Annotated in this window: 17 protein-coding genes; 7 read left to right on the top strand and 10 right to left on the bottom strand. The window is 43.3% G+C overall.

From position 1 onward, the window contains the following. The 3 genes from ACSLP7_RS13105 to ACSLP7_RS13095 all read left to right on the top strand — a co-directional run. A partial coding sequence (locus tag ACSLP7_RS13105; RefSeq protein WP_435579715.1) for a DUF3109 family protein occupies positions 1-272 on the top strand: 272 nt, incomplete at its 5' end. Positions 273-731: 459 nt separating this feature from the next. Further along, entirely contained in the window at positions 732-1709 is a 978-nt protein-coding gene (locus ACSLP7_RS13100) for a ribonucleotide-diphosphate reductase subunit beta (protein ID WP_272830445.1), read from the top strand. 126 nt (positions 1710-1835) lie between these two features. Beyond that, positions 1836-4259 carry a ribonucleoside-diphosphate reductase subunit alpha gene (locus ACSLP7_RS13095; RefSeq protein ID WP_435579714.1) on the top strand — a complete coding sequence of 808 codons (2424 nt, stop codon included), beginning with the start codon at positions 1836-1838 and terminating at the stop codon, positions 4257-4259. Between the two features lie 58 nt (positions 4260-4317). Here the strand turns inward: ACSLP7_RS13095 and ACSLP7_RS13090 are convergent, their stop codons facing one another. The 4 genes from ACSLP7_RS13090 to ACSLP7_RS13075 form a co-directional block, all read right to left on the bottom strand. Next, positions 4318-4722 carry a response regulator gene (locus ACSLP7_RS13090; RefSeq protein ID WP_435579713.1) on the bottom strand — a complete coding sequence of 135 codons (405 nt, stop codon included), beginning with the start codon at positions 4720-4722 and terminating at the stop codon, positions 4318-4320. Between the two features lie 3 nt (positions 4723-4725). Next, a complete protein-coding gene (locus ACSLP7_RS13085) occupies positions 4726-6240 on the bottom strand; it encodes a PAS domain-containing sensor histidine kinase (RefSeq protein ID WP_435579712.1) in 1515 nt (504 codons plus the stop codon). 264 nt (positions 6241-6504) lie between these two features. After that, positions 6505-7233: a DUF6503 family protein gene (locus ACSLP7_RS13080; RefSeq protein WP_435579711.1), complete on the bottom strand. Its 729-nt coding sequence runs from the start codon at positions 7231-7233 to the stop codon at positions 6505-6507. Next, positions 7233-9488: an inorganic phosphate transporter gene (locus tag ACSLP7_RS13075; protein ID WP_435579710.1), complete on the bottom strand. Its 2256-nt coding sequence runs from the start codon at positions 9486-9488 to the stop codon at positions 7233-7235. The genes ACSLP7_RS13080 and ACSLP7_RS13075 overlap by 1 nt, the downstream gene beginning before the upstream one ends. Before the next feature lie 286 nt (positions 9489-9774). On the opposite strand from ACSLP7_RS13075, the gene ACSLP7_RS13070 reads away from it, so the two are divergent. Then, positions 9775-10137: a toxin-antitoxin system YwqK family antitoxin gene (locus ACSLP7_RS13070; RefSeq protein ID WP_291184127.1), complete on the top strand. Its 363-nt coding sequence runs from the start codon at positions 9775-9777 to the stop codon at positions 10135-10137. 77 nt (positions 10138-10214) lie between these two features. Here ACSLP7_RS13070 and ACSLP7_RS13065 read toward each other — a convergent pair whose 3' ends face one another. Then, positions 10215-11432: a multidrug transporter gene (locus tag ACSLP7_RS13065; RefSeq protein ID WP_435579709.1), complete on the bottom strand. Its 1218-nt coding sequence runs from the start codon at positions 11430-11432 to the stop codon at positions 10215-10217. A 26-nt stretch (positions 11433-11458) separates the two neighbouring features. Further along, positions 11459-14353: a TonB-dependent receptor domain-containing protein gene (locus ACSLP7_RS13060; RefSeq protein WP_435579708.1), complete on the bottom strand. Its 2895-nt coding sequence runs from the start codon at positions 14351-14353 to the stop codon at positions 11459-11461. Between the two features lie 182 nt (positions 14354-14535). Here ACSLP7_RS13060 and dgt point away from each other — a divergent pair, with 182 nt between their 5' ends. Both dgt and ACSLP7_RS13050 read left to right on the top strand, forming a co-directional pair. Next, on the top strand, positions 14536-15879 hold the full coding sequence (dgt, locus tag ACSLP7_RS13055) for a dGTP triphosphohydrolase (protein ID WP_435579706.1): 1344 nt from the start codon (positions 14536-14538) through the stop codon (positions 15877-15879). An 84-nt stretch (positions 15880-15963) separates the two neighbouring features. Beyond that, positions 15964-18771, top strand: coding sequence for a T9SS type A sorting domain-containing protein (locus ACSLP7_RS13050; protein ID WP_435579705.1), 2808 nt, complete (start codon positions 15964-15966; stop codon positions 18769-18771). 56 nt (positions 18772-18827) lie between these two features. Here the strand turns inward: ACSLP7_RS13050 and ACSLP7_RS13045 are convergent, their stop codons facing one another. Beyond that, positions 18828-20597 carry a 1-deoxy-D-xylulose-5-phosphate synthase gene (locus tag ACSLP7_RS13045; RefSeq protein ID WP_435579704.1) on the bottom strand — a complete coding sequence of 590 codons (1770 nt, stop codon included), beginning with the start codon at positions 20595-20597 and terminating at the stop codon, positions 18828-18830. 68 nt (positions 20598-20665) lie between these two features. Between ACSLP7_RS13045 and ACSLP7_RS13040 the strand changes: the two genes are divergently transcribed. Continuing rightward, on the top strand, positions 20666-21115 hold the full coding sequence (locus ACSLP7_RS13040; protein ID WP_435579703.1) for a nucleoside deaminase: 450 nt from the start codon (positions 20666-20668) through the stop codon (positions 21113-21115). Here the strand turns inward: ACSLP7_RS13040 and ACSLP7_RS13035 are convergent, their stop codons facing one another. From ACSLP7_RS13035 to ACSLP7_RS13025, 3 genes are all read right to left on the bottom strand, one after another. Further along, a complete protein-coding gene (locus ACSLP7_RS13035; RefSeq protein ID WP_435579702.1) occupies positions 21116-21364 on the bottom strand; it encodes a hypothetical protein in 249 nt (82 codons plus the stop codon). 9 nt (positions 21365-21373) lie between these two features. Beyond that, a complete protein-coding gene (gene aspS / locus ACSLP7_RS13030; protein WP_435579701.1) occupies positions 21374-23128 on the bottom strand; it encodes an aspartate--tRNA ligase in 1755 nt (584 codons plus the stop codon). 122 nt (positions 23129-23250) lie between these two features. Then, on the bottom strand, positions 23251-26778 hold the full coding sequence (locus ACSLP7_RS13025) for an efflux RND transporter permease subunit (protein WP_435579700.1): 3528 nt from the start codon (positions 26776-26778) through the stop codon (positions 23251-23253). Position 26779: the final 1 nt, after the last annotated feature.

The following is a 26779-nucleotide window of genomic DNA, read 5'->3' as shown; positions in this document are numbered from 1 at the left end:
CCAGTTGCGGAATAGAAGATGCATACAATGCAGGCGATGTGGATTTCAAAAAGCCCATTTCTTGTCATTTATACCCTGTGCGCGTAACCGATTACAGTGAATTTGCTGCAGTAAATTATCACCGTTGGCCCATTTGTGATACTGCTTGTAGTTTAGGAGAGCAGCTCAAAGTTCCTGTCTACAAATTTGTAAAAGATGCCTTGATTCGAAAATTCGGACAAGATTGGTTTGATGGATTGGATCAAATCGCACAAAAATCACAAGACGCATAATCCCGTTTTTATTCTTCTTCATTCTACTGAGAATTCTTTTGAAGAATTTAGGATGATAAAATCACCATTTTGGTGATTTTTTTTCTGCAAGTTGAGGGTCATTTGACTTCCAAACCAAAAATTTCTGTTTAAGGTTGCTGTTAAAAATCGTGTTACCTAAACCTTAGGGAAATGTTAGGAAAACCCCTTAGAACACTCGGGTTTCACTGGGGTTTCACGAGCTATTAACGGTCTGTTTTCTGTTTGTTAATAACTTCAACAGTAATTTTGTAAAACACTGATAATAAACTGATTAATCAATTTTGTTAACAAAACTATGTGAACAGTTTGAAAATTTTGATGTTAAAAACTTTGTTGAAAACCAAGCTCGTATTCTCGACTAATTCGTTCTAAAATTTTCCATATTTGTTAGTCCCGAGTAACGAGAAATTTATCGAATTTTAAAAAAAGCAACGGACAATGAGCGCAGTAGAACCGATTTTAGCAGAGAACAAGGACCGATTTGTAATATTCCCTATCCAACACCACGATATTTGGGATTGGTACAAGAAATCTGAAGCCAGTTTTTGGACGGCAGAGGAGATTGACTTGCACCAAGATTTGACGGATTGGGCAACCAAATTGAACGATGATGAGCGTTATTTCATCAAACATATCTTGGCCTTCTTTGCAGCGTCGGATGGAATTGTAAATGAAAACCTAGCAGAGAACTTTGTAAACGAGGTTCAATATTCTGAAGCGAAATTTTTCTACGGATTCCAGATCATGATGGAGAACATCCACTCAGAGACCTATTCGCTACTTATTGATACGTATGTAAAGGACGAAAAAGAGAAGGACAAGCTTTTCAATGCAATTGAAAACTTCCCAGCAATCAAGAAAAAGGCAGATTGGGCATTAAAATGGATTGAAAGTCCAAGTTTTGCTGAGCGCCTTATCGCTTTCGCTGCTGTAGAAGGGATCTTCTTCTCTGGAGCCTTCTGTTCGATTTTCTGGCTCAAAAAACGTGGCTTAATGCCAGGATTGACCTTTTCCAACGAGCTGATCTCAAGAGATGAGGGTGTACACTGTGATTTCGCAGTACACTTGCACAACCACCACTTGATCAATAAAGTTCCAAAGGAAAGAATCCGTGAAATCATTGTGGATGCGCTTAATATTGAGCGTGAATTTATTACCGAGTCTTTACCGGTAAGTCTAATTGGAATGAACTCCAAGCTGATGACTCAGTACTTAGAGTTTGTAACAGACCGCCTCTTGGTGGAGTTGGGTTGTGAGAAAGAATACAGCACCAGCAATCCTTTTGATTTTATGGATATGATCTCGCTTCAAGGTAAAACGAACTTCTTTGAGAAGCGCGTTTCCGAGTATCAAAAAGCGGGAGTTACCAACAAAGACAAAGAATCTAACAAGATTAGTTTCGACGCAGATTTCTAAAATCGCTCCAGGGGGCTGCCCCAGGCCCGGAGCTTTTTTAACCAATTGATTATACGCGGGTTACACCTAGCGTACCAACCTACGTTTTGCTAAAAATTAGGCACTAATTAACTAAAGAAGTTGTAGATGAATGTAATTAAAAGAGATGGCCGCAAAGAGCCCATCATGTTTGACAAGATCACAGCACGCGTAAGAAAGCTATGCTACGGTCTGAATGAATTAGTAGATCCTGTAAAAGTTGCCATGCGCGTCATTGAAGGTTTGTATGACGGTGTGACCACGAGTGAGTTGGATACATTGGCTGCGGAGATTGCGGCGACCATGACCACCACACACCCGGATTACGCCCGTCTGGCGGCACGTATCTCAGTATCGAACCTGCACAAGAACACCAAAAAGACTTTCTCTGAGGTGATGACTGATCTATACACCTATGTAAACCCAAGAACTGGGAAGAAAGCGCCACTTTTGAGTGACGAGGTGTATGACATCATCATGAAGAATGCTGACGAATTGGATTCAACGATCATCTACAACCGTGACTTTGGTTACGACTACTTTGGATTCAAAACATTAGAGCGTTCTTACCTTCTAAAATTGAACGGACAGATCGCAGAGCGTCCACAGCATATGTTGATGCGTGTATCTGTTGGTATTCATATGGAAGATATGGCCGCGGTAAAAGAAACTTACGAACTCATGAGTAAGAAGTTCTTTACCCACGCTACACCTACACTCTTTAACTCTGGTACGCCTAAGCCACAGATGTCATCTTGTTTCCTTCTAGCCATGAAGGACGACAGTATTGACGGTATCTACGACACCTTAAAACAAACTGCCAAAATCTCCCAATCTGCGGGAGGAATTGGTCTTTCTATTCACAACATACGTGCAACGGGTTCTTATATCTCAGGAACCAACGGTACTTCTAACGGAATTGTACCTATGCTACGTGTATTCAATGACACGGCGCGTTATGTAGATCAAGGTGGAGGAAAGCGTAAAGGATCTTTCGCAATTTATGTGGAGCCATGGCACGCAGACATTTTTGACTTCTTGGACTTGAAAAAGAACCACGGTAAGGAAGAGATGCGAGCACGTGATTTGTTTTACGCCATGTGGATTCCAGATCTATTTATGAAGCGTGTTCAAGAAGACGCTGAGTGGACGTTGATGTGTCCAAACGAATGTCCAGGCTTGTTTGACAACCACAGTGATGAGTTTGAAAAGCTTTACTTGCAGTACGAGGCAGAAGACCGCGGACGCAAGACCATCAAAGCGCGTGAGCTTTGGGAGAAGATCCTAGAATCTCAAATTGAGACCGGTACTCCTTATATGTTGTACAAGGATGCGGCCAACCGCAAATCCAACCAAAAGAATTTGGGAACCATTCGTTCTTCAAACCTTTGTACAGAGATCTTGGAATACACCTCTGCTGATGAGGTAGCGGTGTGTAACTTGGCCTCCATTGCTTTGCCAATGTTTGTGAAGAACGGCGCTTTTGATCACAAAGAGCTCTTTAGAATCACCAAGCGAGTAACTAAGAACTTGAACCGTGTAATTGATAGAAATTACTACCCAGTGCCAGAGGCGCGTAACAGTAACTTCCGTCACCGTCCGGTTGGTTTGGGTGTTCAAGGATTGGCAGATACCTTCATTAAATTAAGATTGCCATTTACCAGTGAAGAGGCTAAGAAACTCAACCAAGAGATCTTTGAAACCTTGTACTTTGCTGCGGTAACTGCATCGATGGAAGAGGCTAAGAAGGACGGAGCCTATGAGACCTATAAAGGATCTCCGATCTCTGAAGGATTGTTCCAACACAACCTTTGGAACATCAAAGATGAAGAGCTTAGCGGACGTTGGGATTGGGGCAAATTGCGCAAGGATGTGAAGAAGCACGGAGTGAGAAACTCTTTGTTAGTAGCTCCGATGCCAACAGCTTCTACCTCTCAGATCTTAGGAAACAATGAGGCCTTTGAACCGTATACTTCTAACATTTACACGCGTCGTGTATTGTCTGGAGAGTTCATTGTAGTGAACAAGCACCTTTTGGAGGATCTTGTTGCGCTTAACCTTTGGAATGACGATCTAAAAGAAGAGATCATGCGTGCTAACGGATCTATTCAACACATCGATGTGATCCCTCAAGACCTTAAAGAATTGTATAAAACTGTTTGGGAACTCAGTATGAAAGACATTATTGATATGTCCCGACACAGAGGATACTTTATTGATCAGTCTCAGTCACTGAACCTGTTTATGGAGAACGCCAATATGGCGAAGCTTACTTCAATGCACTTCTATGCTTGGAAGAGCGGTCTTAAAACGGGAATGTACTACCTACGTACTAAGAGTGCCGTAGACGCGATCAAATTTACACTTAAGAACACTACAAAGGAAGCTGTTCCTGCGCCTCAGGAAGCGGCCGTAGGTACCGTTACTGCAGCAGCAACAGACAAGCCATTGACGCCTCAGGAGTTGCGTGAAATGTTGGCTAAGAGTAGAGATGCCGACGAAGACGACGACTGCTTGATGTGCGGTTCTTAAGATTTGTTTTAAGTGTTGATTGAAAAAAGACTCCTCAAAAGGGAGTCTTTTTTTGTCTCTAATTAGTACTTATCTGAGCCGGAAAATAATCTTTTAGAATCAGCTGGATTGCTGCCGGGTCAAGCGGTTTATAGAGAATATTACTTACCTCAGGATAGTTCTCCATCTTTCTTTGATCTTCAGGACTGATCGTTGTAGTGAGTAAAAGGATTGTTGGGTTTTGAACTAATTCTATTGTTCTGAGTTTCTCCAAAAATTCCCAAGCATCCATGCAAGGCATATTTATGTCCAATACTATCAGATCAGGATACTCATTGCTATGGCTCAAATGTTTCAGAGCATCTTTTCCGTTTTGAAAGGCTATGACATTGCCAATACGGTCTTGACGGTCTAAATAGCGCTCATGTAGAAAATTTGTAGCCTTATTGTCGTCTAGTAGTAGTACATGTATACGATCCATCATTTGCTATATTTTGAGCGTAAAAAAGAAAGTACTTCCTTTTCCAAGCTGGGATTCAACCCAAAGTTTACCACCGTGCATTTCTACGATCTTCTTGCAGTGCGCCAGGCCAATTCCGGTTCCGTCATAATCCTCCTCGCAATGCAAGCGCTTGAAGATTTCAAATATTTTATCAAAATTCTTTTGATCAATCCCGATTCCATTATCTGAAATAGCGAACTGATAGTAATCTGCTTTTTTATGAGCCGTGATTTTTATTTCTGGTTGAGCCCGCTTGTCGGTAAATTTAATTGCATTGCCTATCAAATTGAGGAATAGCGAATGTAATTCTGCTGGATGGCCTTTGAACTGAGGCATCTTGCTAACGTCAATTTTGGCCTGAGTTTGATCAATTTTCAGTTTTAGATCGCTCAGTACGTCATCGATCAGATCTTTAAAGTTTACAAGCTCTTTTAAAGAATTTTCATTGACTCTTGAGTACGCCAATATCCCTTTAATTAGAACACCCATTCTTATGGATGCTGTTTCAATGAAATTGAGATAGGTGGTAGCTTGCTGATCAAGCTGAGCTCCATAATCTTCTTTAAACAGATTCACGAAGTCAATAACGGTGCGTAAAGGTTCTTGCAGGTCATGACTGGCTACATAGGCAAAGCGTTCTAGCTGTTTGTTGCTGTTGGCGAGGGTTTTTAGATTGGTTATGTCCACATGGCTGCCAACCATTCGCAGCGGGTTCCCTTCTTCATCCCATTCTATAACTCTTCCTTTACACCATACCCAAACAATGTCTCCATTTTTGTGAAAATGTCGTACTTCGTTGTCAAAAGGAACAACTCCTTTGCTTTCAACGTGTGCCTTAAATATATTTAAAACACCAGGGAGATCATCCGGATGTAAATTCCCTTTACACCAATCTGGGCAGTTTGGCACTTCGTGATCTTCATAGCCGAACATCTTTTTAAAGGTTGGACTCATGTATTGGACATTGGTGGTCATATCCCAATCCCAGTAACCAGCCAAAGTAGATTCTAAGACCTGTTCAAAGGCCATGTTCTGGTCCTTGAGTTTGTGTTCCATTTCAACGAGCTGACTTACATCGCGCCAGCTTGCCACTACGCTTGTTAGGTTGCCCTTATTATCAAAAAAGGGATTGGCGTTGATACGAATAGGGATTTTTTTGCCGGTTTTGGTTGCAACCACGCGACTCTCGTCTCGAAGTCTCTTACCGCTTAGTAATATTTTCATATCCCGTTCTAACTCCTCAGGAGTAAATCCAGGGGCAATATCAAGCACACTTTTTCCAAGTATTTCACTCAAATCATCATATTCCAATTTGCTGAGTAATTCTTTGTTTGCGTTGATGATATTTCCAGATGCATCGACTGCAAAAAACATGTCTGGTGCATTGTCAAATAATTCACGAATCTCCTTTTCTTTCTTGAAGGATTGATACAATGCCTTAGAATTAATAGAAATTGAACTCGGCACTTTGTTCAGGACTAAACTCTTTTGTTCTGCCATGATCATGAGTATTAGGTGATACTTCTCCGTGCAGCAATAGGATAAATAAGAGCAATGATGGTTTGCTATTACTGCAATTAACAGGCGTGGGGGGATTGCCTTTTACGCACTCTTATTTAGCTTTAAAGAGTGGCTGATCAATGGATTGAGGATTCCAATTTACTGAAAATTTTGAAATCTGAAAAGATTTTACCTCTTAACGCTCTGTTGGCTGCTTTTCGCGAGAATCAATCGTTTGGAGCTGAAAACTATTTGCAGATCGGCCTAGTTCTTTGTAAAACCGTCTTTTTGAAGAAGATCGGTCCCCAAATACTTATCGCCCTTATTGTAGTACCAGGCGCGATCTTTAGGCATCTTAATGCCGGAGATCTCAATTTCATCAGAAAGTAAAATATACTCTCCGGTGTCTTTGCCCTTGTCTTCTGGATCTCCCTTGTAGAATTGGTAGATTTCCATGGCGTAGGTGGTCGGATCAAAATAAAAGAACCAAATGTCCGTACCTACGGTTTCATCATAGGTAACTTTTAGCCGCAAATAGGTCTTTCCTTTAAAATTTACCTCCGAAACAACAGGATCGACATAAGTTCCAGGATCTTTGAGCTTCATAGGAAGTCCGTAGAGGTAGGTGTAGTAGTTTTTGTAAAGCGTAGCGCGCTCGCAGCTTAGGTTGTTTTCTTTGAGCTCGGTTGGCGTTAAGTCCATATCGCCATTGAGTCCAATGGAACAGGCTCCGCGATCAATTTGGTATAAGGTTTCTTGATCCCCTTGTGTAGCGATCACCTTAAAATACTCTTGTGGCAAGTTAATTTGGATCTCGCTATTTCGGGCATCAGAATTAGGCGTTTCCATCGTCACATAAAGTGTCCCATTGAAGGTTTCCCAATTGCCCTGCGGATCGTGATACGCAATCGCACGCTCCAGCAATTGTTCCCCAGTGAGCTGTTGGGCTATACTAAACAGAGGAAGCAATAAAAGAGCAAGCAGTAAACGCATTATAGAATTTCTGGTTTCTTAGTGATCTCCCACTCTTTGTAGTACTGTTCTAAAACAGTCGCAGTGGTCTCTACAAGATCTTTGCATTCTAAAAGAAGACTGAAGTAAAGCGTAGTGTTGCGCGCGCTACTGTCTGGTTGTTTGGTGCGTTGGATCTGTTTCTCGATATCACTAGAGATATAAGTATCAAATTCCTGTTTCTCTGCGATGAGGTTTGGAAGTTCATCCAAGTTCATAGCGTCGAAGTTGGCCTTTACTTTGGCAAACATGTCCAAGAGTCTTTCTTCAATCTGTTTCAAGTCACGAATCTGATTAAAGGTCAATCCTTGGTGATTGTTCTTGACGTGTTTGTGACTGGTCTTTGCAATAAACCCAATAGACTGTACAAAATCCTCCAAGGAATCTTGAACCATCAAATAGAAGCGTGTGGCTCCGGCAGAACTGCCGTCCAAGCCTTTGATGTAAAAGAAAATGTGATTCTTCAGGTCGTCCATCTCATCAGAGAGGCTCTCCGCGTCATTGCGCGCCTTTTTAAGGTCTTTTAAATTCTGTCTGGCTAATGAGTCTAACGATCTTTTTAATATCTGTGATCCGCGTTTCATTACGGTGGATACGTTATTGGCAGACTCTTCAATCACTCCTTTTACGGACGTGCTTTCTGCCATTTTGAATTCCAGCTCTTCACGAATCTCTTTCGTATTTCTGCTTGTACGCAAGTAAGATCTGGCAATAAGTACAAAGGCTAAGATCAATAAGGTGACTAAAGCTACCCACTCAAAATAGTAGATCAGTGCCGCCATAATAGCAGCAGCAATAAAGGCTGTTATGGCTGTCATGAACCAACCGGCAATTACGTTGATCACCCCAGCAACACGATATACGGCAGAGTCACTTCCCCAAGCGCGGTCAGCCAAAGAAGTTCCCATAGCCACCATGAAGGTCACATAGGTGGTAGAGAGCGGTAATTTTAGACCTGTGGCAATGGAGATCAGTACCGAGGCCACAACTAAGTTAACTGCAGCCCGAACCATATCAAAAGCAGGTGCTTCCTTATCTAGTATTTTACTCTTTACCGTAGGAGCAAAGCGCTTGCTGATGGAGTTTCTTGCACCTTCTGGTAAAGCCATGGTAAAACCGCGGTTCAGTCCAATGGCTAATCGTACCAGATTTTGGGAAAGCCAGTTCGGTTTAAAGCGTTCTTTAACTTCATCCTGACGAGAAAGATCCACAGAAGTTTTCACCACGCGACGAGCCTTTTCACTAAACCAAAGCGTCAACACCATAATAACTCCCGCTAATAGCAGCAATAAAGGTTCTGTACGTACCGCCTGAGACAAGCTGGTCATGGCAAAGGCTTCTGGAGCTACATTAGAGTCTCCCCAAACTAGATATGATTCGTACGCAGCCATTGGAACTCCAATGAAGTTCACCAAATCATTCCCGGCAAAGGCCATGGCCAAAGCAAAGGTTCCCAGTACAATGATGAATTTATAAACGTTGACCTTGAAGAATTGGGTTAATGCGTAGGAGACTAGCGTCCAAACAACAGCGTTGGCTCCAATAAATTGGTAGAAGTTATTCTGAGCCCAAGCATTGAAAGCTTCTGGTAAAAGATCAGCTCCTTTTAATCCTTTTACTATGATGAAGTAGGCGATAGAGGTAGTTGCCAATCCGCCAAAGATTGCGGCAGCCCAACTTGGACGTTTGTCAAAGTTAAATGACAAAAGGAATCGAGTGACAAACTGTACTAATGCTCCTATAGTGAAAGCAATGGCTACAGAGAGTAGTATACCTAATATTATTGTTGTCGCTTTCTCAGAAGCGATATAATTACTAAGAGATGATAATTCTTCCCCGGACTTACTGATCTTGATAAGAGACATGCACACCGCTGCTCCAAGTAATTCAAAGACAATAGACACAGTAGTGGACGTGGGAAGCCCTAGAGTATTAAAAAAATCCAACAAGAGAATGTCCGTAATCATAACAGCCATAAAAATGACCATGATCTCGTCAAAATAGAATTCTCCGGGAACAAAGATTCCTTTTCGAGCTACTTCCATCATTCCGCTAGAAGACAGGGCTCCAAAAGCGATACCCACACTGGCAACTATCATGATGGTTTTAAAGGAAATGGCTTTAGAGCCGATGGCGGAGTTTAGAAAGTTAACGGCATCGTTACTTACACCAACTACCAAATCTGCGATGGCCAGAATAGCCAATGCGATTAGCATGAATAAATATATATCACCCATAAAGACTTGCGATAATAGAAAACAAAAATGGAATTTATTTTAGAATCAAATGTTATCCCAACGTTATGAGTGTAGTTTTTCGCCGGACATTGGTGCTGATGATGGGGAGCTAAAAGCAGTATTGGCTTATGTTGGATGTCAATGTTATCAAAATAAACAAAGTCTAAAACCCTAAAAAACAGTATGTTGCAGTCTTAATGTTAATTTAATGTTATGGGAATGTTGCGTATAAGTAAAAATAATGTTATGTTTGTAATGAATTTATTAATCATTAAAGCCCTAAGATATGAAGAAGATTGCCCTCATGTTAGTTTTAGTATTCCTTGGGACTAACGTATTTGCTCAAGAAGCACCAAAAAATATTTACAAAGAAAAGAAAGGTCTTATTGAGGCCACTTTGTTTCACGATAATGGCGAGATCGCTCAAACTGGTTTCTATACTAAGGACGGTAAGTTACACGGTGAGTGGATCAGTTATGATGCCGATGGGAATCGTACAGCCATCGCACAATACAACAAAGGACAACGTGTTGGTACTTGGATGTTCTACCAAGGAGAAACACTAAAAGAAGTAACCTATAGCAACAATACTATTGCTCAGGTAAATACATGGACCATGCAAGATACTCGTGTGGTTACCACCAATTAATTTTGATTTTAAAACAGTGTAAGAAAAAAGGCTCCCAATGGGAGCCTTTTTTACTTTATTGTTGAAAGGTTGTGGAATTAGTCACGAGCCCAACCTGCACCCCAAGTGGCGAAGTCAGTACCAGTTCCGTTACCGTCTCCAGTTAGGAAATCAGCATCGTCCCATGCAAAACCTGTATCGTTTTTGATCTTAAGACCAACGTTGTTGAAAGTAACATCCATTGCAGCAAGAGTACCATCTAGTACACCTTGTCCTGTTGGGTTGTCAGCGTCATCACCGTCAAGATCGAATCCTTCATCAAAGTCATTGATCACCCAGTTGGTGAAGATTCCTTGAGTTCCAGCACGTAGACGTACAGCCTCTCCAAGAGTTCCAGCGTCACCGTCGATAGTTACGTTAGTTACGTCAGGAGCAGAGAAGTATCCACCTTCGTTAGAGAAGTCTGTGTTGTATCCGTCACATTCGAAAGCTTTATCGTGGTCAGCTAGGTGCTTCACGTATACATCAGTCAATGATCCAGTAAATCCTTCAGTCCAGTCGATAGAGTCATCCTCAGATCCAACTACTGCCAAGTGGCTAGCGTTTACAGTTCCTCCAAAGAATTCGAATCCGTCATCAGAACCGATGTAAACTTGTACAAAGTCCATAGTAGTTCCAGAACCTACAGCGTAAAGAGATACCCCGTTTAGCTCAGAGTTACCATCGATAGCACCACCAGCGTACTCAACACGTACATAACGCAATACTCCAGAGTTGTCACCAGGAGTGTTTCCTCCGTAAGAAAGACCACCTACTTCAGTAGTAGAAGTGTCTTCAGAACCGTCAGGAGTTGAGTTGATTGGAGCACGTCCGCAGATTACAAGACCTCCCCAGTCACCTGAACCAGGAGTATCAGAAGCAGAAGTGAATACGATAGGAGCATCAGCAGTTCCGTCTGCCATGATCATACCTCCTTGAAGGATCGCGATATAAGCGTTAACTCCTACAGGAGCTACTTCAATAGTAGTACCAGCACAGATAGTGAAAGTAACACCATCAGCAATAAGAACTGGTCCAGTTACACGATACTCAGTATCACAGTCCAAAGTAAGGTCCTCAGTGTAAACTCCAGAAAGGTTTACTACAGCACCGGTTGTACCGTCGTCAGTGGGGTCGGTAGTTCCGTTGTTGTTGTTCGTCACGCTGTTGTCAACGCGGTTGTCTTCGATGATAATATCAGCGGTGTCGTCGCTCTCACAAGAAGCAAGAACTAAACCAAGCAAACCGATTATTAAGAAGAATTTGGTTTTCATCATTTTCAAGTTTTAAAGTAAAAAGATTGTTATAGTTTATATTTAAGAGATAGTCCAAAGTTTACACCGCGTTTCCACTCAAAAAGCGTCACGTCTCCGTTGGCATTTACAAGGTCAAACGGTGTTAAAAGTGGGTTGTTTGTTCCTGCTCCTTCACGGATCAGGGTTACGTTCGGGTTCAAGATGTTTCCAACGCTTAGGTTAGCCTCGAAGTGATCGCCAAATGCGTTTCTCCACACAAAGTTCAATTGAGGTACTGCCTTTTCTACAATGTTTCCAAGGTCTCCACTTCCCAAGGCAAAGATTCTGTCAGAGAAGTAAGAAAAAGTGGTTGTGAACTTTGGGTTATAGGTTCCAAAGGTTGGTGAATAGTTAACGTCTGCGTTCACAATGAACTCAGAGGCACCTTGAAGCTCAGATTCTGTGCGGTTACCGAAGGAAGTACCAAAGGTGAATCCTTCTGATGTCTGTACCGCTTTAAGATCCTGATTAGTATTGTTATAAGCGAAGTTACCACCAACACTGAAAAGTGGTTTATCGTCTTCGTCTAGTAAAATGTTTTTTCTGAATTCGATCTCAGCTCCGAATACAGTCGCCTCGTCTCCAGTTCTAAAGAAACGCTGGTTACCAGTAGCATCTGTTGCCACTACTCGGTTTACTGGGTCTTGAATCGACTTGTAGAATACTCCAAAGGCGATCAGCTCGCTGCGGCTTGGGAACCACTCATATTTGAAATCAGCATTGAAGATCTCAGAGTAAGAAACTCCAGTTCCATCGGCCTTTCCAAGCAAGTCAGGGTTACCACCCACACGTTGGGTTACTCCTTCATATACAAAGTTTGCAACTTCTTTGAATTCTGGGAAAGAAGCGGTTTGACTAGCAGCTAAACGTAAGTTCATGTCTTCGTTTACCGCGTACTTCAAGTTTAAACTTGGGAAGAATAGATTCTCCTTGGCTTCACGAAATCCGGTATCAGTTGGTACAGGGTTGATTACGTCATAAACAATGGTTTGTTCCCAGTTTTCTATGCGGATACCAGGGACGATCAATAAGTCACCTACTTGGATATCTGCAGTAAGCAATCCGGCGTGAATATCTAAATTACCGGTGTAGGTATTCTCATAGGGTTGCGGACGGTTAACCAAGCCCAAAGTAACATCCAAGCCTAACGGCTGGCGTGCTACATTTAAGTTCCATAAACCACGTCCTTCTGGAATGTTGATGTTCACGGCGCTGAAGAATGGATCTAGATTGTTAACATCAGTTACCGGATTGTTCAGTTTGTCTAAGATCTCATAACCGTATCTCCAGTTGTTGAAACGACGTTCCTTAGTTCGGCCGTTATATCCCATGGTGATGTTGATATTGTCATTCACCTTGTAATTCAAGTTGAAATAGCTGTTCAACTCGTCATCTTCAATACTCTGGAAGAAACGCTGATTGTCAAAGGCAATATTATCGTAGAAGATTGGGTTTGTAGCAGGATCAGTGTCTAGAGTAAATTGGTAATCTTCTAAAGAGATACGCTTTCTATCTGGTTCGTCAGAGAACACTTTGTTGAATCCAAATCCCCAGTCCAAAAGCCATTTTTTCTCACCGTTTTCATCAACAGTGTCACCAAACTTGTGGGTACCGTTAATTTGGTTCACAAAGATCATCTCTTGGTTGAACTGTACGTTCATCTGGTAGAATCCACCATCTCCGTTGTTGGAGAATCCGTCACGGTTAAAACCGTTTCCACCAATACCGTAGTAGCTCACTTCGTCAGAAGAAGTATTTGAATATAAAGAGGTCAGCTTAAGTTTGTGGCCGGCTTTATTGTTGTAAAGGATCGATCCCATAAGAGCTGTATTCGTATCATAATCATACCATTCAGCTTCTGGAAAACGGATCTTCACATCATTGGTAAAGTCAATTGCTGGACCGTTTAAGTACTCGTAACTGTTACTGAAAACGGCGGTTCCAAAGAAACTCAAACGCTGGTTGTCGTCAATGTTGAAAGAATAACCTCCTTCAATAGATCCTGCAAAAGGAATGTTTGTTTCTGCATCCTGAGGGTCTACTCCGTGAGATAGTACTACAGCAAAAGGATCGTTTCCGTAACGGTTGTAGAATCCAAAAAGACTTGGTCCTTCTGAACGTACAAAATCCTCACCAATCGCTTGAGAATTGAATCCGGAATTGATCGATACGTTGAAGAATCCAGGTCCGCTGTATTCTTTAGAAACGATGTTTACGTTACCCGCACTAAAGTCTCCGAAGAAATAACTGTTATATGCTTTAGAAACACCAACACTCTCAATGATTTCTGATGGAAATAGATCCAGGTTGATGTTCTTTTTGTTTACGTCGTTTGACGGCAGTGATAAACCATTCATGGTTGTGTTCTGATAGCGATCTCCCAATCCGCGCACAAACACATCACTACTTCCTTGTTGCTGTGAAATACCAGAGATCTGGGCAACAGCCTCGGCAGCATTGTCCACCCCTTTTCTGGCTAATTCTTGGGCACCAATACTTTGTATAATTGTGGTTGCCTTCTTTTGTTCGATCAAAAGGGCAACTTCGCTTTCTCTTTTTCGTGTTGTTGTAATTACAACTTGGTCTAGTGCAGCTGCACTTGCACCCATTGGTACATTTAAGGTTGTAACTCGGTTACCTTCTACAGTAACATCAAATTCTAGGGTCTCATATCCAACGTAGCTGAATTGGATGGTGTAAGCACCAGGCTCCAAATTATCCAACTCATAAAGGCCATCAATGTCTGATGTTGTACCCGTAGAGGTTCCTTTAATAATAACGTTGGCAAAGGGAAGCGGTTCGTTGTTAAAGTCTTTGTCAGTTAGTTTTCCTACTACTGATCCGGTCTGCGCTATCGTGATGGAGGTAAATAGCAGCAGTAATATCGAGGTAATTTGTTTCATTACGACTGTAAAATTTCTTGCGACAAAGAAACCGCTACTTTGTAAAGGTGGCGTTAACCACCTTTTAAATAAGTGCTACAAAAGCGTTAGCCAAATGTTAATTAAAGATTGAAAACACCACCGCTTCTTTACGATAAATTAACCTTGCATTTTGTGTATCTTTCGGAGGTCAAATTTTACCGATGAACTGGGAACAATTACTGTCACTAAAACGTTACGGAGATACCAATAAACGCCTCAGAATTGAGCAAGATCCAACCCGTTTGGGCTTTGAAGTGGATTATGATCGCATCATATTTTCAGCACCTTTTAGAAGTTTACAAGACAAAACCCAGGTCATTCCCATGTCCAAGACCGATTTTGTCCACACCCGCTTGACACACTCTTTAGAAGTGTCTGTGGTTGGGCGTTCCCTCGGTCGATTGGCCGGTAGAGCTTTGTTGGAAAAATACCCCGCCTTAGAAAAGGTTCATGGCTATACGTTCAACGATTTTGGAGCCATAGTGGCGGCTGCAGCTTTGGCACATGATATTGGGAATCCACCCTTTGGGCATTCTGGAGAAAAGGCGATAGGGGAGTTCTTTTCAGTAGGGGCCGGTCTTAAATACAAGGATCAATTGACTCCCAAGCAGTATCAAGATCTGATAGATTTTGAGGGTAATGCCAACGGCTTTAGGATCATCACAGAAGATTTCCCAGGTCAGGAGGGAGGGCTTAGGCTTTCCTACGCCACTTTGGGTGCATTTATGAAATACCCTAAAGAATCACTGCCAAAAAAACCTACCAAACAGATCAGTGATAAAAAGTATGGGGTTTTTCAATCAGACTTGGGCGTGTTCAAAGATGTAACGGCTACTTTAGGTTTGATTGCTAAAGATGGAGCAGACATGCGTTTTCACCGTCATCCTTTGGCCTTTTTGGTAGAAGCTGCGGATGATATCTGCTACACCATCATCGATTTTGAAGATGGAATTAACCTTGGACTCATTGAGGAAGAAATGGCCTTGGAGCTCTTGATCAATTTGGTCAAAGACAATATTCAAACTAAAAAATACGCGGCGCTGCAATCCACTTCCAAGCGTTTGGCTTATTTGCGTGCCTTAGCTATCAATACTTTGATTAGCGAGGCTGTGGCCGTCTTTTTAGACAATGAAGAGATCATCCTCCGCGGGGAGTTCCACCACGGACTTTTGGACAAAAGCCGTTATGAAGCGCAGATCAGTGATATCATTGACATCAGCATTAAAAAAGTGTATCGCAGTGATGAGGTAGTAGGTAAAGAGATCATGGGTTATTCCATCTTGAATACGCTGCTTCAAAAGTATACCGATGCGCTAGTGCGTGATCTAAATGGGGAAGGAACCAATTATGATGGACTTTTATTGAAAGGCCTCAAAGAGGAGCACGACTACGTAAGCATGGATTTGTATGAAAGACTGCTTTTGGCCTGTTCTTACGTCGCTTCCTTAACCGATGGTAATGCCCACAATCAGTTCAAAAAAATGACTGGAAACGGTTCGTTTTAAGGGTCTTGACTGTAGGGCGATAAAGCCTTATCTTTATAAACTGTTTCTCTAACGGGAAATACCTAAAAGCTAAAACCTATTAATATGAAAAAGAAATTACTTATAGTAGGGGCAATTGCCGCATCTGGACTGGCTTGGTACGCTTCTACTGAGTTCTCCCCAGAAGGTGAGCAGGTTTCTCAAGAAATTCTTGATTTGCGCAAAAAGCACGAGGATTTTTTGATGAATCACCCTTTCAACGAGACCATGAACTTAGGCAAGAAAGAGCGTCGTGCCCTTGGTTTGCCGCCAAATGCCTTTAACGAACAAGACTTTTTATACACCATGGACCCTAGTTTAGGGGTGCCAGTTCCAGAGCGTATGTTCCGCACCTATGATCAATTGGTGGAACAATTTGGTCCTGACCGTTCTCCGGGAAGTGCTGAAGATAACGCTTGGGAAGAGCGTGGACCATTCAATATTTCTGGACGTGTACGTATGATCCTTTGGGATCCAAACGATCCGGATGCTCGACGCGCCTTTGCTGGTGGTGTGAGTGGTGGTTTGTATGTGAATGAAGATGTGACCAGTGGTTCAACCAACTGGGAATTGGTTTCTGGAGTTCCAGGAAACATTGCGGTTTCTTCCATCACTTTTGATCCAACCGATCCACAAGTAATGTATATCGGAACTGGGGAGCAGTACACGCAAGGAGCTGCCAACGGTAACGGAATTTATAAATCGACCGATGGAGGTCAGAACTGGGTTCGCTTAAACGTAACTCTTGCCGGTGGTGGTGACACCACTGCTGGAGGAAACGATCTGCGTTCTGGTTTATTCTATATTAATGACATCAAAGCCTGGGAAGATCCAGACGGAGATGTACACATCTACGCAGGTGTAGGCTCTACTGGATATGTTGGTTCTGGAGGTGGAGGTTCTTCCAGCCCAGTGAACGTTCTTGGTCTGCAAAATGCAGGTCTTTATGAGTCTACCGATAACGGAGCTACTTGGTCTCGTGTGGAACAATCGGTTTTTGAATTCCCATACTTTGGAAACACCTTCTATGGAATCCCCAATGATTTTGAAGTTGCTGCCGATGGGAAGCTTTACTTTGGAGGAATTCGTTCTGGATTTCTCAATGCCGGATTGGGTGGACGCATTTTCAGTACAACAGACGGAGATACTTGGGAAATTGAAACCATTTTGACGGCTTCTAACCGTACACAGATCGCCGTTTCTGGGACCGATCCTGATAAAATGTACGCCGTAGCACAAGGACTTACTGGAACTACTCCAGTCCGTATCTTCCAAACCACAGACGGTTGGGATACCTTTACTACGACCAACCTGCCTAACGATGCCGATCTAGGTATTCCTGCTAATGACTATACGCGTGGACAATCTTTCTATGACTTGATGCTTGCGGTAGATCCAACTGATGATGATATCATTTATGTAGGAGGTATTGATATGCACCGTTCTACAGATGGTGGAAACAACTGGGAGCAGATCTCTAAATGGTCTAACAATCCAAACCTAAATACACTTACAGTACCATTCGTACACGCAGATGTTCATGAGATGGAGTTCCGTCCAGGATTCCCTAACGAGTCTTTAACTGGTACTGATGGAGGAACTTACTATGCAGCCTCTTTGAGTACTGCTGCTGGAAACTCTGGTGCTATTTTACCGCGTTTGAGAAACTTGAACGTGACTCAGTTCTACTATGGAACCATTAGCCCGAACGATGCTTCTGGTGATGATCTTGCGGGAGGTACACAGGATAACGGTACCTTATTTAGAGACAATGCAACTGCAGGAACAGGAAACTTCATTGACCGTTTAGGTGGTGATGGTGGATTCACTGATTATGATGATGTGCCTAACTACGTGATCACAACCTTCCCTGGAAACTCTCACATTTACGTGCGCATTCCATTTACAGGAGCAGGTTATCAGATCGATAGTGGAGAAGGAGTATTTATCAACCAAGCTGGTTTGGATAGAAACTTAGACATTCTTTATTCTAATGGACAAACCGGAGGTAATGAGCTTATTAAGCGTTACGTTTTAGGAACTACTTCTGCGGTGACTACCAACTTGGATAACGCACTTATCGATAACTCGCCTCCAACAGCGTTCAAAGTATCGCCATTTACAACAGCTTCTTCTACACTATTCGTTGGAACAGCTACGGGTAAAGTTTTGCGTTTGGACAATGCTGATGCAACTCCAACTTGGAATGAGATCACTGGTCCTGGATTTGTAGGTAGTGTTTCTGATATAGAATTCGGAGAGACTGAGGACGAGCTATTCGTTACCTTCCACAACTACGGAGTGAACAGTGTTTGGTACTCTCCAGATGCTGGTGTGACTTGGGAAAACAAAGAAGGAAACTTACCGGATATCCCAGTAAAATGTATCCTTCAGAACCCATTGGCGCCACAAGAGGTGATCATTGGTACCGAGCTTGGAATCTGGTCTACAGATGACATTACAGCAGCGAGCCCAGTTTGGTTTGCTTCAGATAACGGAATGATGGACATTCGCGTATTGGATCTTGACCTAAGAGAATCAGACAACTTGATCTTGGCTTCTACGCACGGTCGTGGAATGTTTACCAATAAATTCGCTACGCTTTCAACGAACGACTTTGAGAGTCCTCTAGATGCGATCGTAGTATTCCCAACAGTTTCAAACGGTTTGTTTAACCTAGAAAGCAATACAGCTATCGGGGAATCAACCCTAACTGTTTACGGAATGGACGGACGTTTGGTAGATCAAAAGAACGTAACAATCAACGCTGGATCTCCAGTGACTATGGATTACCAAGGCTTGTCTTCGGGCATGTACTTTGTGAAGATCGAGTCACAAGGAACCTCAAGTGTTAAGCGCTTTGTGGTGCGTTAATCACAAGCGATAATATAAAAGAAAAGGAGTCCAATTGGGCTCCTTTTTTTATGGCTTTATTTTAAGTAGGATTCTATAACAGCTAGGATGGAATCACTGTCATAACCAGAGGCGGCTTTAAGCTCTGCAATGCTGCCGTGTTCCGGGAAATGGTCTTGAATACCCAAGCATTCAATAGTCAGTTGAGCTTTCTTTAAAGCGGCGAATTCTGTCACTGCGGATCCAAATCCACCCGAGACCACGCCATCTTCTACGGTGATCAGCACATCGTACTGTTCAAAAATGGATTCCAATAACTGATGATCTAATGGCGCCAAGAACTGCAGGTCATAAACACTCACATTTTGCGATGCCTTATTTGCTGCTTCTATCACATCAGTCAGTACAGTTCCAAGACTCAGTACTGCAATTTTACCACCACTCTGAATGGTTTTTGCAGAACCTATTTCAAGCTTTTCTAAAGAACTCTTCCAATCAATTACCTCACCGCGTCCTCTTGGGTATCGAATCGCAATAGGGTTTTCTAGACCTTGAGCTGCAGTATGCATAATGTTGCGCAGATCAGCTTCATTGGCTGGGGCGTAAATGATCAAGTTCGGAATGCAGCGCAAATAAGCCAAGTCAAAAATACCGTGATGCGTCGGGCCATCTTCTCCCACAACACCCGCGCGATCCAAACAGAAGATCACTGGTAGCTGTTGCAGACAAACATCATGAATTACCTGGTCATAAGCCCGTTGTAAAAAGGTCGAATAGATATTACAAAAGACCTTAAACCCTTGTGTGGCCAGTCCTGCTGCAAAGGTCACAGCGTGTTGCTCTGCAATCCCAACGTCAAAGGCGCGCTCAGGAAATGCCTCCATCATATATTTTAAAGAACTTCCCGTAGGCATGGCAGGAGTAATGCCAATAATCTTTTCATCCTTTTCAGCCAATTCAACTATAGTATGGCCAAACACATCTTGAAATTTCGGAGGAAGCTTTTCTGCGGATTTCGGGAGCAGCTCTCCAGTTTTTCTGTCGAATTTTCCCGGAGCGTGATAGGTCACTTGATCGGCTTCTGCCTGCGCCAAGCCTTTCCCTTTTTTGGTGATTACGTGCAGAAGCTTTGGTCCTTTGACGTTTTTGAGTTGCTCAAAAGCATCTAACAAAGCGTCAAAGTCATGCCCGTCTACGGGGCCTTTATATGTAAAGTTTAAGGCTTCAAAAATATTGTCTTGTTCTGGCGTATTGCTCAAAGTGGCTTTGAGTAAATATTCCTTTAACGCTCCAACAGAAGGGTCGATCCCAATGGCGTTGTCATTAAGAACTACCAATAGATTAGCATCAGTCACTCCAGCGTGATTCAGGCCTTCAAAGGCCATCCCACTAGCAATAGAAGCATCTCCAATAACCACCAGGTGTTGACGATCAAGATTCCCCGACAGCTTGCTGGCTATAGCCATACCTAAGGCTGCAGAAATTCCTGTGCTGCTATGGCCAACGCCAAAGGTGTCGTAAGGACTCTCTGAGCGTTTTGGGAAGCCGCTGATACCACCAAGCTGTCGGTTGGTGTGAAAAATAGCTCTTCTGCCGGTAAGTATCTTGTGACCATAAGCTTGATGCCCCACGTCCCAAACCAATTGGTCGTCTGGCGTATTGAAGCTATAGTGTAAAGCAATGGTGAGTTCTACAACTCCTAAACTCGCCCCTAAGTGCCCTGCTTTTGCAGCCACTATATCTAGGATAAAATCACGAAGTTCCGTCGCTAGATCAGGCAGTTGTTTGCGGTCAAGTGTTCGCAGATCAGCGGGTGTGTCAATATGTGGAAGCAAAGTATGATTCACAATTACAAAAATAAGAAAGCTCCAAGAGCTGCTCCCTTTAATTGCTGTGAAATCGTACTTTTGCTTCCATGTTACAACCTTTTGACGATACCTATTTCATGAAAAAAGCCTTGCAGGAGGCTCATGAGGCCTATCGAAAAGGCGAAATTCCCGTTGGAGCCGTTGTTGTCGCTGGAGGCACAATCATTGCGCGGGCTCACAATCTTACCGAGACTCTTACTGATGTAACCGCGCATGCGGAAATGCAAGCCATAACGGCTGCATCAAATTATCTGGGGGGTAAATACTTGCACGATTGCACCCTCTATGTCACTTTAGAACCCTGTCAGATGTGTGGAGGAGCGCTCTATTGGAGTCAGATCTCTCGAATCGTTTATGGAGCTCGAGATATGGAACGCGGTTGTATCAACTTAAAGACCAAATTGCATCCCAAAACTAAAATCACTGGAGGTGTTTTAGAAGAAGAGGCGGCTACTTTACTCAAGCAGTTCTTTGTGGAGCGTAGAAATTTGAACTAATTACTCTTCCTCGTCGCCCAGTTGATAGCGACGCATCCGTTTGATGTTTTCTTCGCTGAGCATATAGCGAGACAAGTCTCTTCCGTTGTAGCGCGAGTAGATAAAAAGAGGCATCAGTACAAAAAATCCTGCTACCAATCCGCAGCCAATCAAAAGATCACCAAAAGCTTCATCGCTGGATTTAAAATAGAACCCAGTGGCAATGGTTGCCACTACAGCCAGTAGTAGTATGCGCTGAAAAAGCACCATGGAGATTGCTTATTCCTTCAAGTTAAGCGCTAGGCTCAACTCGTCTAATTGTTCTGGGTCAATCGGTGCAGGAGCATCGATCATCACATCACGGCCTGAGTTGTTTTTAGGGAAGGCAATAAAATCACGGATGGTCTCTTGTCCGCCTAAGATAGAAACCAATCGGTCTAAACCAAAAGCAATACCTCCGTGAGGTGGTGCTCCGTATTCAAAGGCGTTCATCAAGAATCCGAACTGTGCTTTTGCTTCTTCTGGAGTGAATCCTAAGTAATCAAACATCATTGCCTGAGTGGCCTTATCGTGGATACGAATAGATCCTCCACCAATCTCGTTTCCGTTCAACACCAAGTCATAAGCATTGGCCTTTACAGCACCAGGGTCGGTCTTTAAAAGTTCAATTTGTTCTGGTTTTGGAGAAGTAAACGGGTGGTGCATGGCGTGATAACGCTCGGTTTCTTCATCCCACTCCAAAAGTGGGAAATCAACTACCCAAAGTGGAGCAAATTCGTCAGCTTTACGCAAACCAAGGCGTTCTGCCAGTTCCATACGCAAGGCACTCATCTGAGCGCGGGTAGCATTGAGGTCTCCAGAAAGCACACAGATCAAATCTCCAGCTTTTGCGCCAGTGCGTTCTGCCCAAGCGGCAAGGTCTGCCTGATCGTAGAACTTGTCTACAGAAGATTTGAAACTTCCGTCCTCGTTGCAACGTACATATACCATTCCTTTGGCACCGATCTGCGGACGTTTCACCCAATCGATCAACTTGTCGATCTCTTTACGAGTAAAGGTGTTCGCTCCGGGCACAGCGATTCCAACAACCAATTCCGCGGAATTGAAAACGTTGAATTCTTTGTGCTGAGCAATATCGTTAAGTTCGCCAAACTCCATTCCAAAACGAATGTCTGGCTTGTCGTTTCCGTAACGCTTCATAGCGTCGTCAAAGGTCATTCGTGGGAACGCTCCAACTTCAACCCCGTTGATCTCTTTTAAAAGATGACGGGTCAAACCTTCAAAGGTATTTAGAATGTCCTCTTGAGTTACAAAGGACATTTCACAGTCAATCTGAGTGAACTCCGGCTGGCGGTCAGCACGTAAGTCTTCATCTCTAAAACACTTCACGATCTGGAAGTACTTATCCAATCCACCAACCATAAGCAACTGCTTAAAGGTCTGCGGAGATTGTGGCAAGGCGTAGAACTGCCCTTCATTCATGCGGCTTGGTACCACAAAGTCACGAGCTCCTTCTGGAGTGGACTTAATGAGATAAGGAGTTTCTACTTCTACAAAATCTTGAGCGGACAAATAGTTGCGAACCGCGTTAGTAATTTGGTGACGGAAGATCAAATTGTTCTTCACAGGGTTTCTGCGGATGTCCAAGTAGCGGTACTTCATGCGCAAGTCCTCACCACCATCGGTTTCATCTTCAATGGTAAAAGGAGGTGTTTGTGCATCATTGAGTACGGTCATTTCTGCAACCAAGATCTCGATATCTCCCGTAGGCATATCCGGGTTCTTGCTTTCTCTTTCAATCACAGTTCCTTTGATCTGCACTACAAATTCACGACCTAAGGTACGCGAAAGTTCCATGAGCTCACTTGTGCTGCGCTCTTGGTCAAAGATCAGCTGCGTGATTCCATAACGGTCGCGCAAGTCTGCCCAAACCATAAACCCTTTGTCACGGATCTTTTGTATCCATCCGGACAAAACAACTTCTTCTCCAATGTGTTGTGCGCGCAAGTCGCCGCATCTGTGTGATCTGTACATTGCTTAAAATTTTGCGCTGCAAAGTTAAGAAGATTAGCCACATTGACGGCTTTAAAGGGCACAAAAAAGCCAGACCGTTTTTATGCAGTCTGGCTTTTGAGAATTTTAAACTTTAGGTTCGTCTAAGCAGCGGTATCTACTGCTACAGTAGCCTTCTTTTGTTTTCTGCCACTTCTCCAATTTGCCAAGCGCGTTTTGATTCTATAGATGATATAGAATAGTAGCGGCACAATGATCAAAGTAAGGAAGGTTGCAATAATCAGTCCGTAGATCACTGCCCAAGCAAGTGGTCCCCAGAAGATCACGTTGTCTCCTCCTAGATAGAAGTTCGCATCAAAGTTTGCAAAGAGGTTAAAGAAGTCAATATTTACCCCAATGGCCAATGGAATCAATCCGAGTACTGTGGTGATCGCAGTCAGGATAACCGGGCGCAAACGCGCGCGACCTCCTTGTACAATTAGGTCCTGAACTTCTTTTTTGTCTAAGTACTCATTGTCTTCCAAATCTTTCTCCACCATACGGCGGTCAATAAGCAGCTGGGTATAATCCAGTAGTACCACCCCGTTGTTTACTACAATTCCCGCCAGAGAGATAATTCCCATCATGGTCATCATAATTACAAAGGAAGCTCCAGTAATTAAAATACCTCCAAACACACCGATGAAACTCAAGAAGATCGCGATCATGATGATCGTCGGTTTTGAGATTGAGCTGAACTGGAAGATCAACAGCAACATGATTAGCCCTAAACCGGCCAAGAAGGCAAAGTTCAAAAAGGCTTGTTGTTTGGCTTGTTCTTCTAGCTGACCTGTAAAGTCAATTTTGATGTTCTTTGGGATCTCAGCTTCTAAGAAACTCGCACTTTGCGTTTGAATCTCTCCCACAACAGCACCAGCGTCTACGAATCCTGGAGCCAAAGCAGAGTACACAGTAACCACACGCTTAGCATCCTTGTGTTTGATGGCACTAAAGGATGAAGTGTTGCGTTGCTGAGCAACTGCAGAAACCGGAATCTCCTTCACGCGTCCAGTGCTTTGATCTCTAAAGGTGATGTTCTGATCAAATAGGGCAGAGGTATTGTAACGGTCGTTCTTGTCAAAACGCACATAGATGTCATAATCCTCTCCGTCCTTTTTGTAGACACCAGCCTTCTCGCCAAAGAGTGAGCGTCTTAACTGATTTCCAACCAAACCTACAGCGACTCCAAGTTCTCCCGCTTTTTCACGGTCAACGGCCACTTGCATGGAAGGTTTTCCTTTGTTTACATCGATCTTAAGCTCATCAATACCCGCAATATTCTTGGTATTGATATAGGTGCGCAACTTTTCTGCAGCGGCGATCAACTCCTCATAATCGTTTCCTTCTAATTCAATATTGATCGGATATCCCGCTGGAGGTCCAACAGCATCTTTCTCCACAGAGATCGATACTCCAGGGTAGCGTCCTTTAAGAGCTTCCTGCACCTTTTTGCGCAAGGCTTCTGAATCTTTGTTTCTTCGGAATTTGTACTCGCGCATGGTAGCGGTGATCTTTCCGCGGTGTGGCATTTCTGCGCTACTACCACCGTCAGTGTTTGGGTTACCAGCGCCTTCTCCAACTTGAGATACAGCAGATTCTACCAAGAAGTTGTAATCTCCGTCTTGATATTCATCTTCATTGACCACTTGATAAACGACCTTCTCAATGTCCTGAGTGATGGCGTTTGTTTTATCAATATCGGTTCCTTCAGGATACTCGATGTATACAATGATCTGGTTCGGCGTGTTGTCCGGGAAGAATTCCACAGCCGTACGACCACTTCCAATAGAGGCTCCGAAGCCCATAAAGGTCACGATCAATAGCGCAAAGATCCCAACGATAAACACTACAGGTTTTCTTCCGGTAAGAGCCCAAGACAAGAAGTTTTGATACTTGCGCTCCAACCATTTCAAGAACGTTTTCTGGAAGGTATTTGCAGCACCCTTTAGCACGTAACGATACACCCAGAACATGGCTGCGGTAAAGATCATTAGGGTTCCGAAGGCTTTGATTGGTGGTGCCATGAAATAAATGATCAGTCCAAGCGGTACCATAATGGCAGTCAAGCGGATCAATTGTTTACGGCTTAGTTTGCGCTCACCAACTTCCATGAATTTAGAAACCAGCATGGAGTTAATAAAGATCGCTACAAATAAGGAGGATCCCAGTACAACCGATAGCGTGATCGGGAAGTAGATCATGAATTCTCCCATGATCCCCGGCCAGGTTCCTAGCGGTACAAAGGCCGCAACCGTAGTTGCCGTAGAAATGATGATCGGGAAGGCGATCTCCCCAATACCTTTCTTGGCCGCTTGGATGCGGGACATTCCTTCTTCATCCATCAAACGATACACGTTTTCAACTACCACAATTCCATTATCCACCAGCATACCCAGACCCATAATTAGGGCAAAGAGAATCATGGTGTTCATGGTATATCCTAAGGCGGATAGAATCATAAAGGACATGAACATAGACATTGGGATCGCGAATCCTACGAAGAGTGCGTTTCTAAATCCGAGGAAGAACATCAAGACCCCAACTACCAGGATAATACCAAAGATGATGTTGTTCACCAGGTCACTCACTTGGTTTACGGTCTTTTCTGATTGATCGTTGGATTTACTGATCGAAACGTCTCTTGGGATCAAAGTCTCGCCGCGCTCAACGCGGGCTAAAATTTCATCAACCTGCTCAACGGCAGCGATCATATTTTTCCCTGAACGCTTCTTAACGTCTAGCATCACCACATTATCTCCGTATTCACGGGCGTAGGTGGTTTTCTCTTCTTCTTTAAAACGGATATCAGCAATATCACTCAGATACACTGGGTTTCCACCTTCTGATTTCACTACAAAGTTTCTCAGCTGAGACGGATTGTCGATCTCTCCAAGAATACGAATGGTTCTGCGCTGCCCGCTGGTGATCATGTTACCTGCAGACATGGTCATATTACCATTTCTGATCGCACCGATGACATCATCAAAGCTCACTTTGGCAGCCATCATTTTATAGATGTCTACCCCAACTTCTACTTCTTTGTCTTGAGCTCCACGAATGTCGGCTGCTTTGATCTGCTTGATGTCTTCTATCTCATCTTGCAAGTACTCCGCATACTCTTTAAGCTTCTCAACGGTGTAGTTTCCTTTGATGTTCACGTTGAGGATCGGCATCTCTTCTGAAAGACTCAGATCAAAGACATTCGGCTCCACTTTGGCGCCGTTAAAGGTTGGCCAGTCTTCATTGGCAACCTCACTGTCTACTTCATCTTTTACCTTTTGTTTGGCGAGTTCAACCTCAATGTCCTCTTCAAATTCTACGGTAATGATCCCGTAGTCTTCTTGAGAAGTGGAAAGGTATTCTACTACCCCAGAGATGTTCTTGATCTTGTCCTCTAAAGGATCAATGATCAAACGCTCAATATCTTCTGCCGTGTTCCCAGGATAAGGAACCGATACATAGATTTTGGTCTCATTTACTTCTGGGAAATTTTCACGCGGCATGCTGTTGTACGCCATTCCACCCAAGACCAGGAAGATCCCGATCATTACATAAATGATCGTTGGGTTGTCAATGGCCCAACTGGAGAGTTTAAACTCCTTGTCGACTTGTTTTTTCTTTTTGGCCCCCATC

The sequence above is a fragment of the Gilvibacter sp. genome (genome assembly GCF_965601605.1).
Lineage (GTDB): Bacteria > Bacteroidota > Bacteroidia > Flavobacteriales > Flavobacteriaceae > Gilvibacter.
The sequence above is the reverse complement of the archived record's forward strand: the minus strand, read 5'-3'. Positions and strand labels throughout refer to the sequence as shown.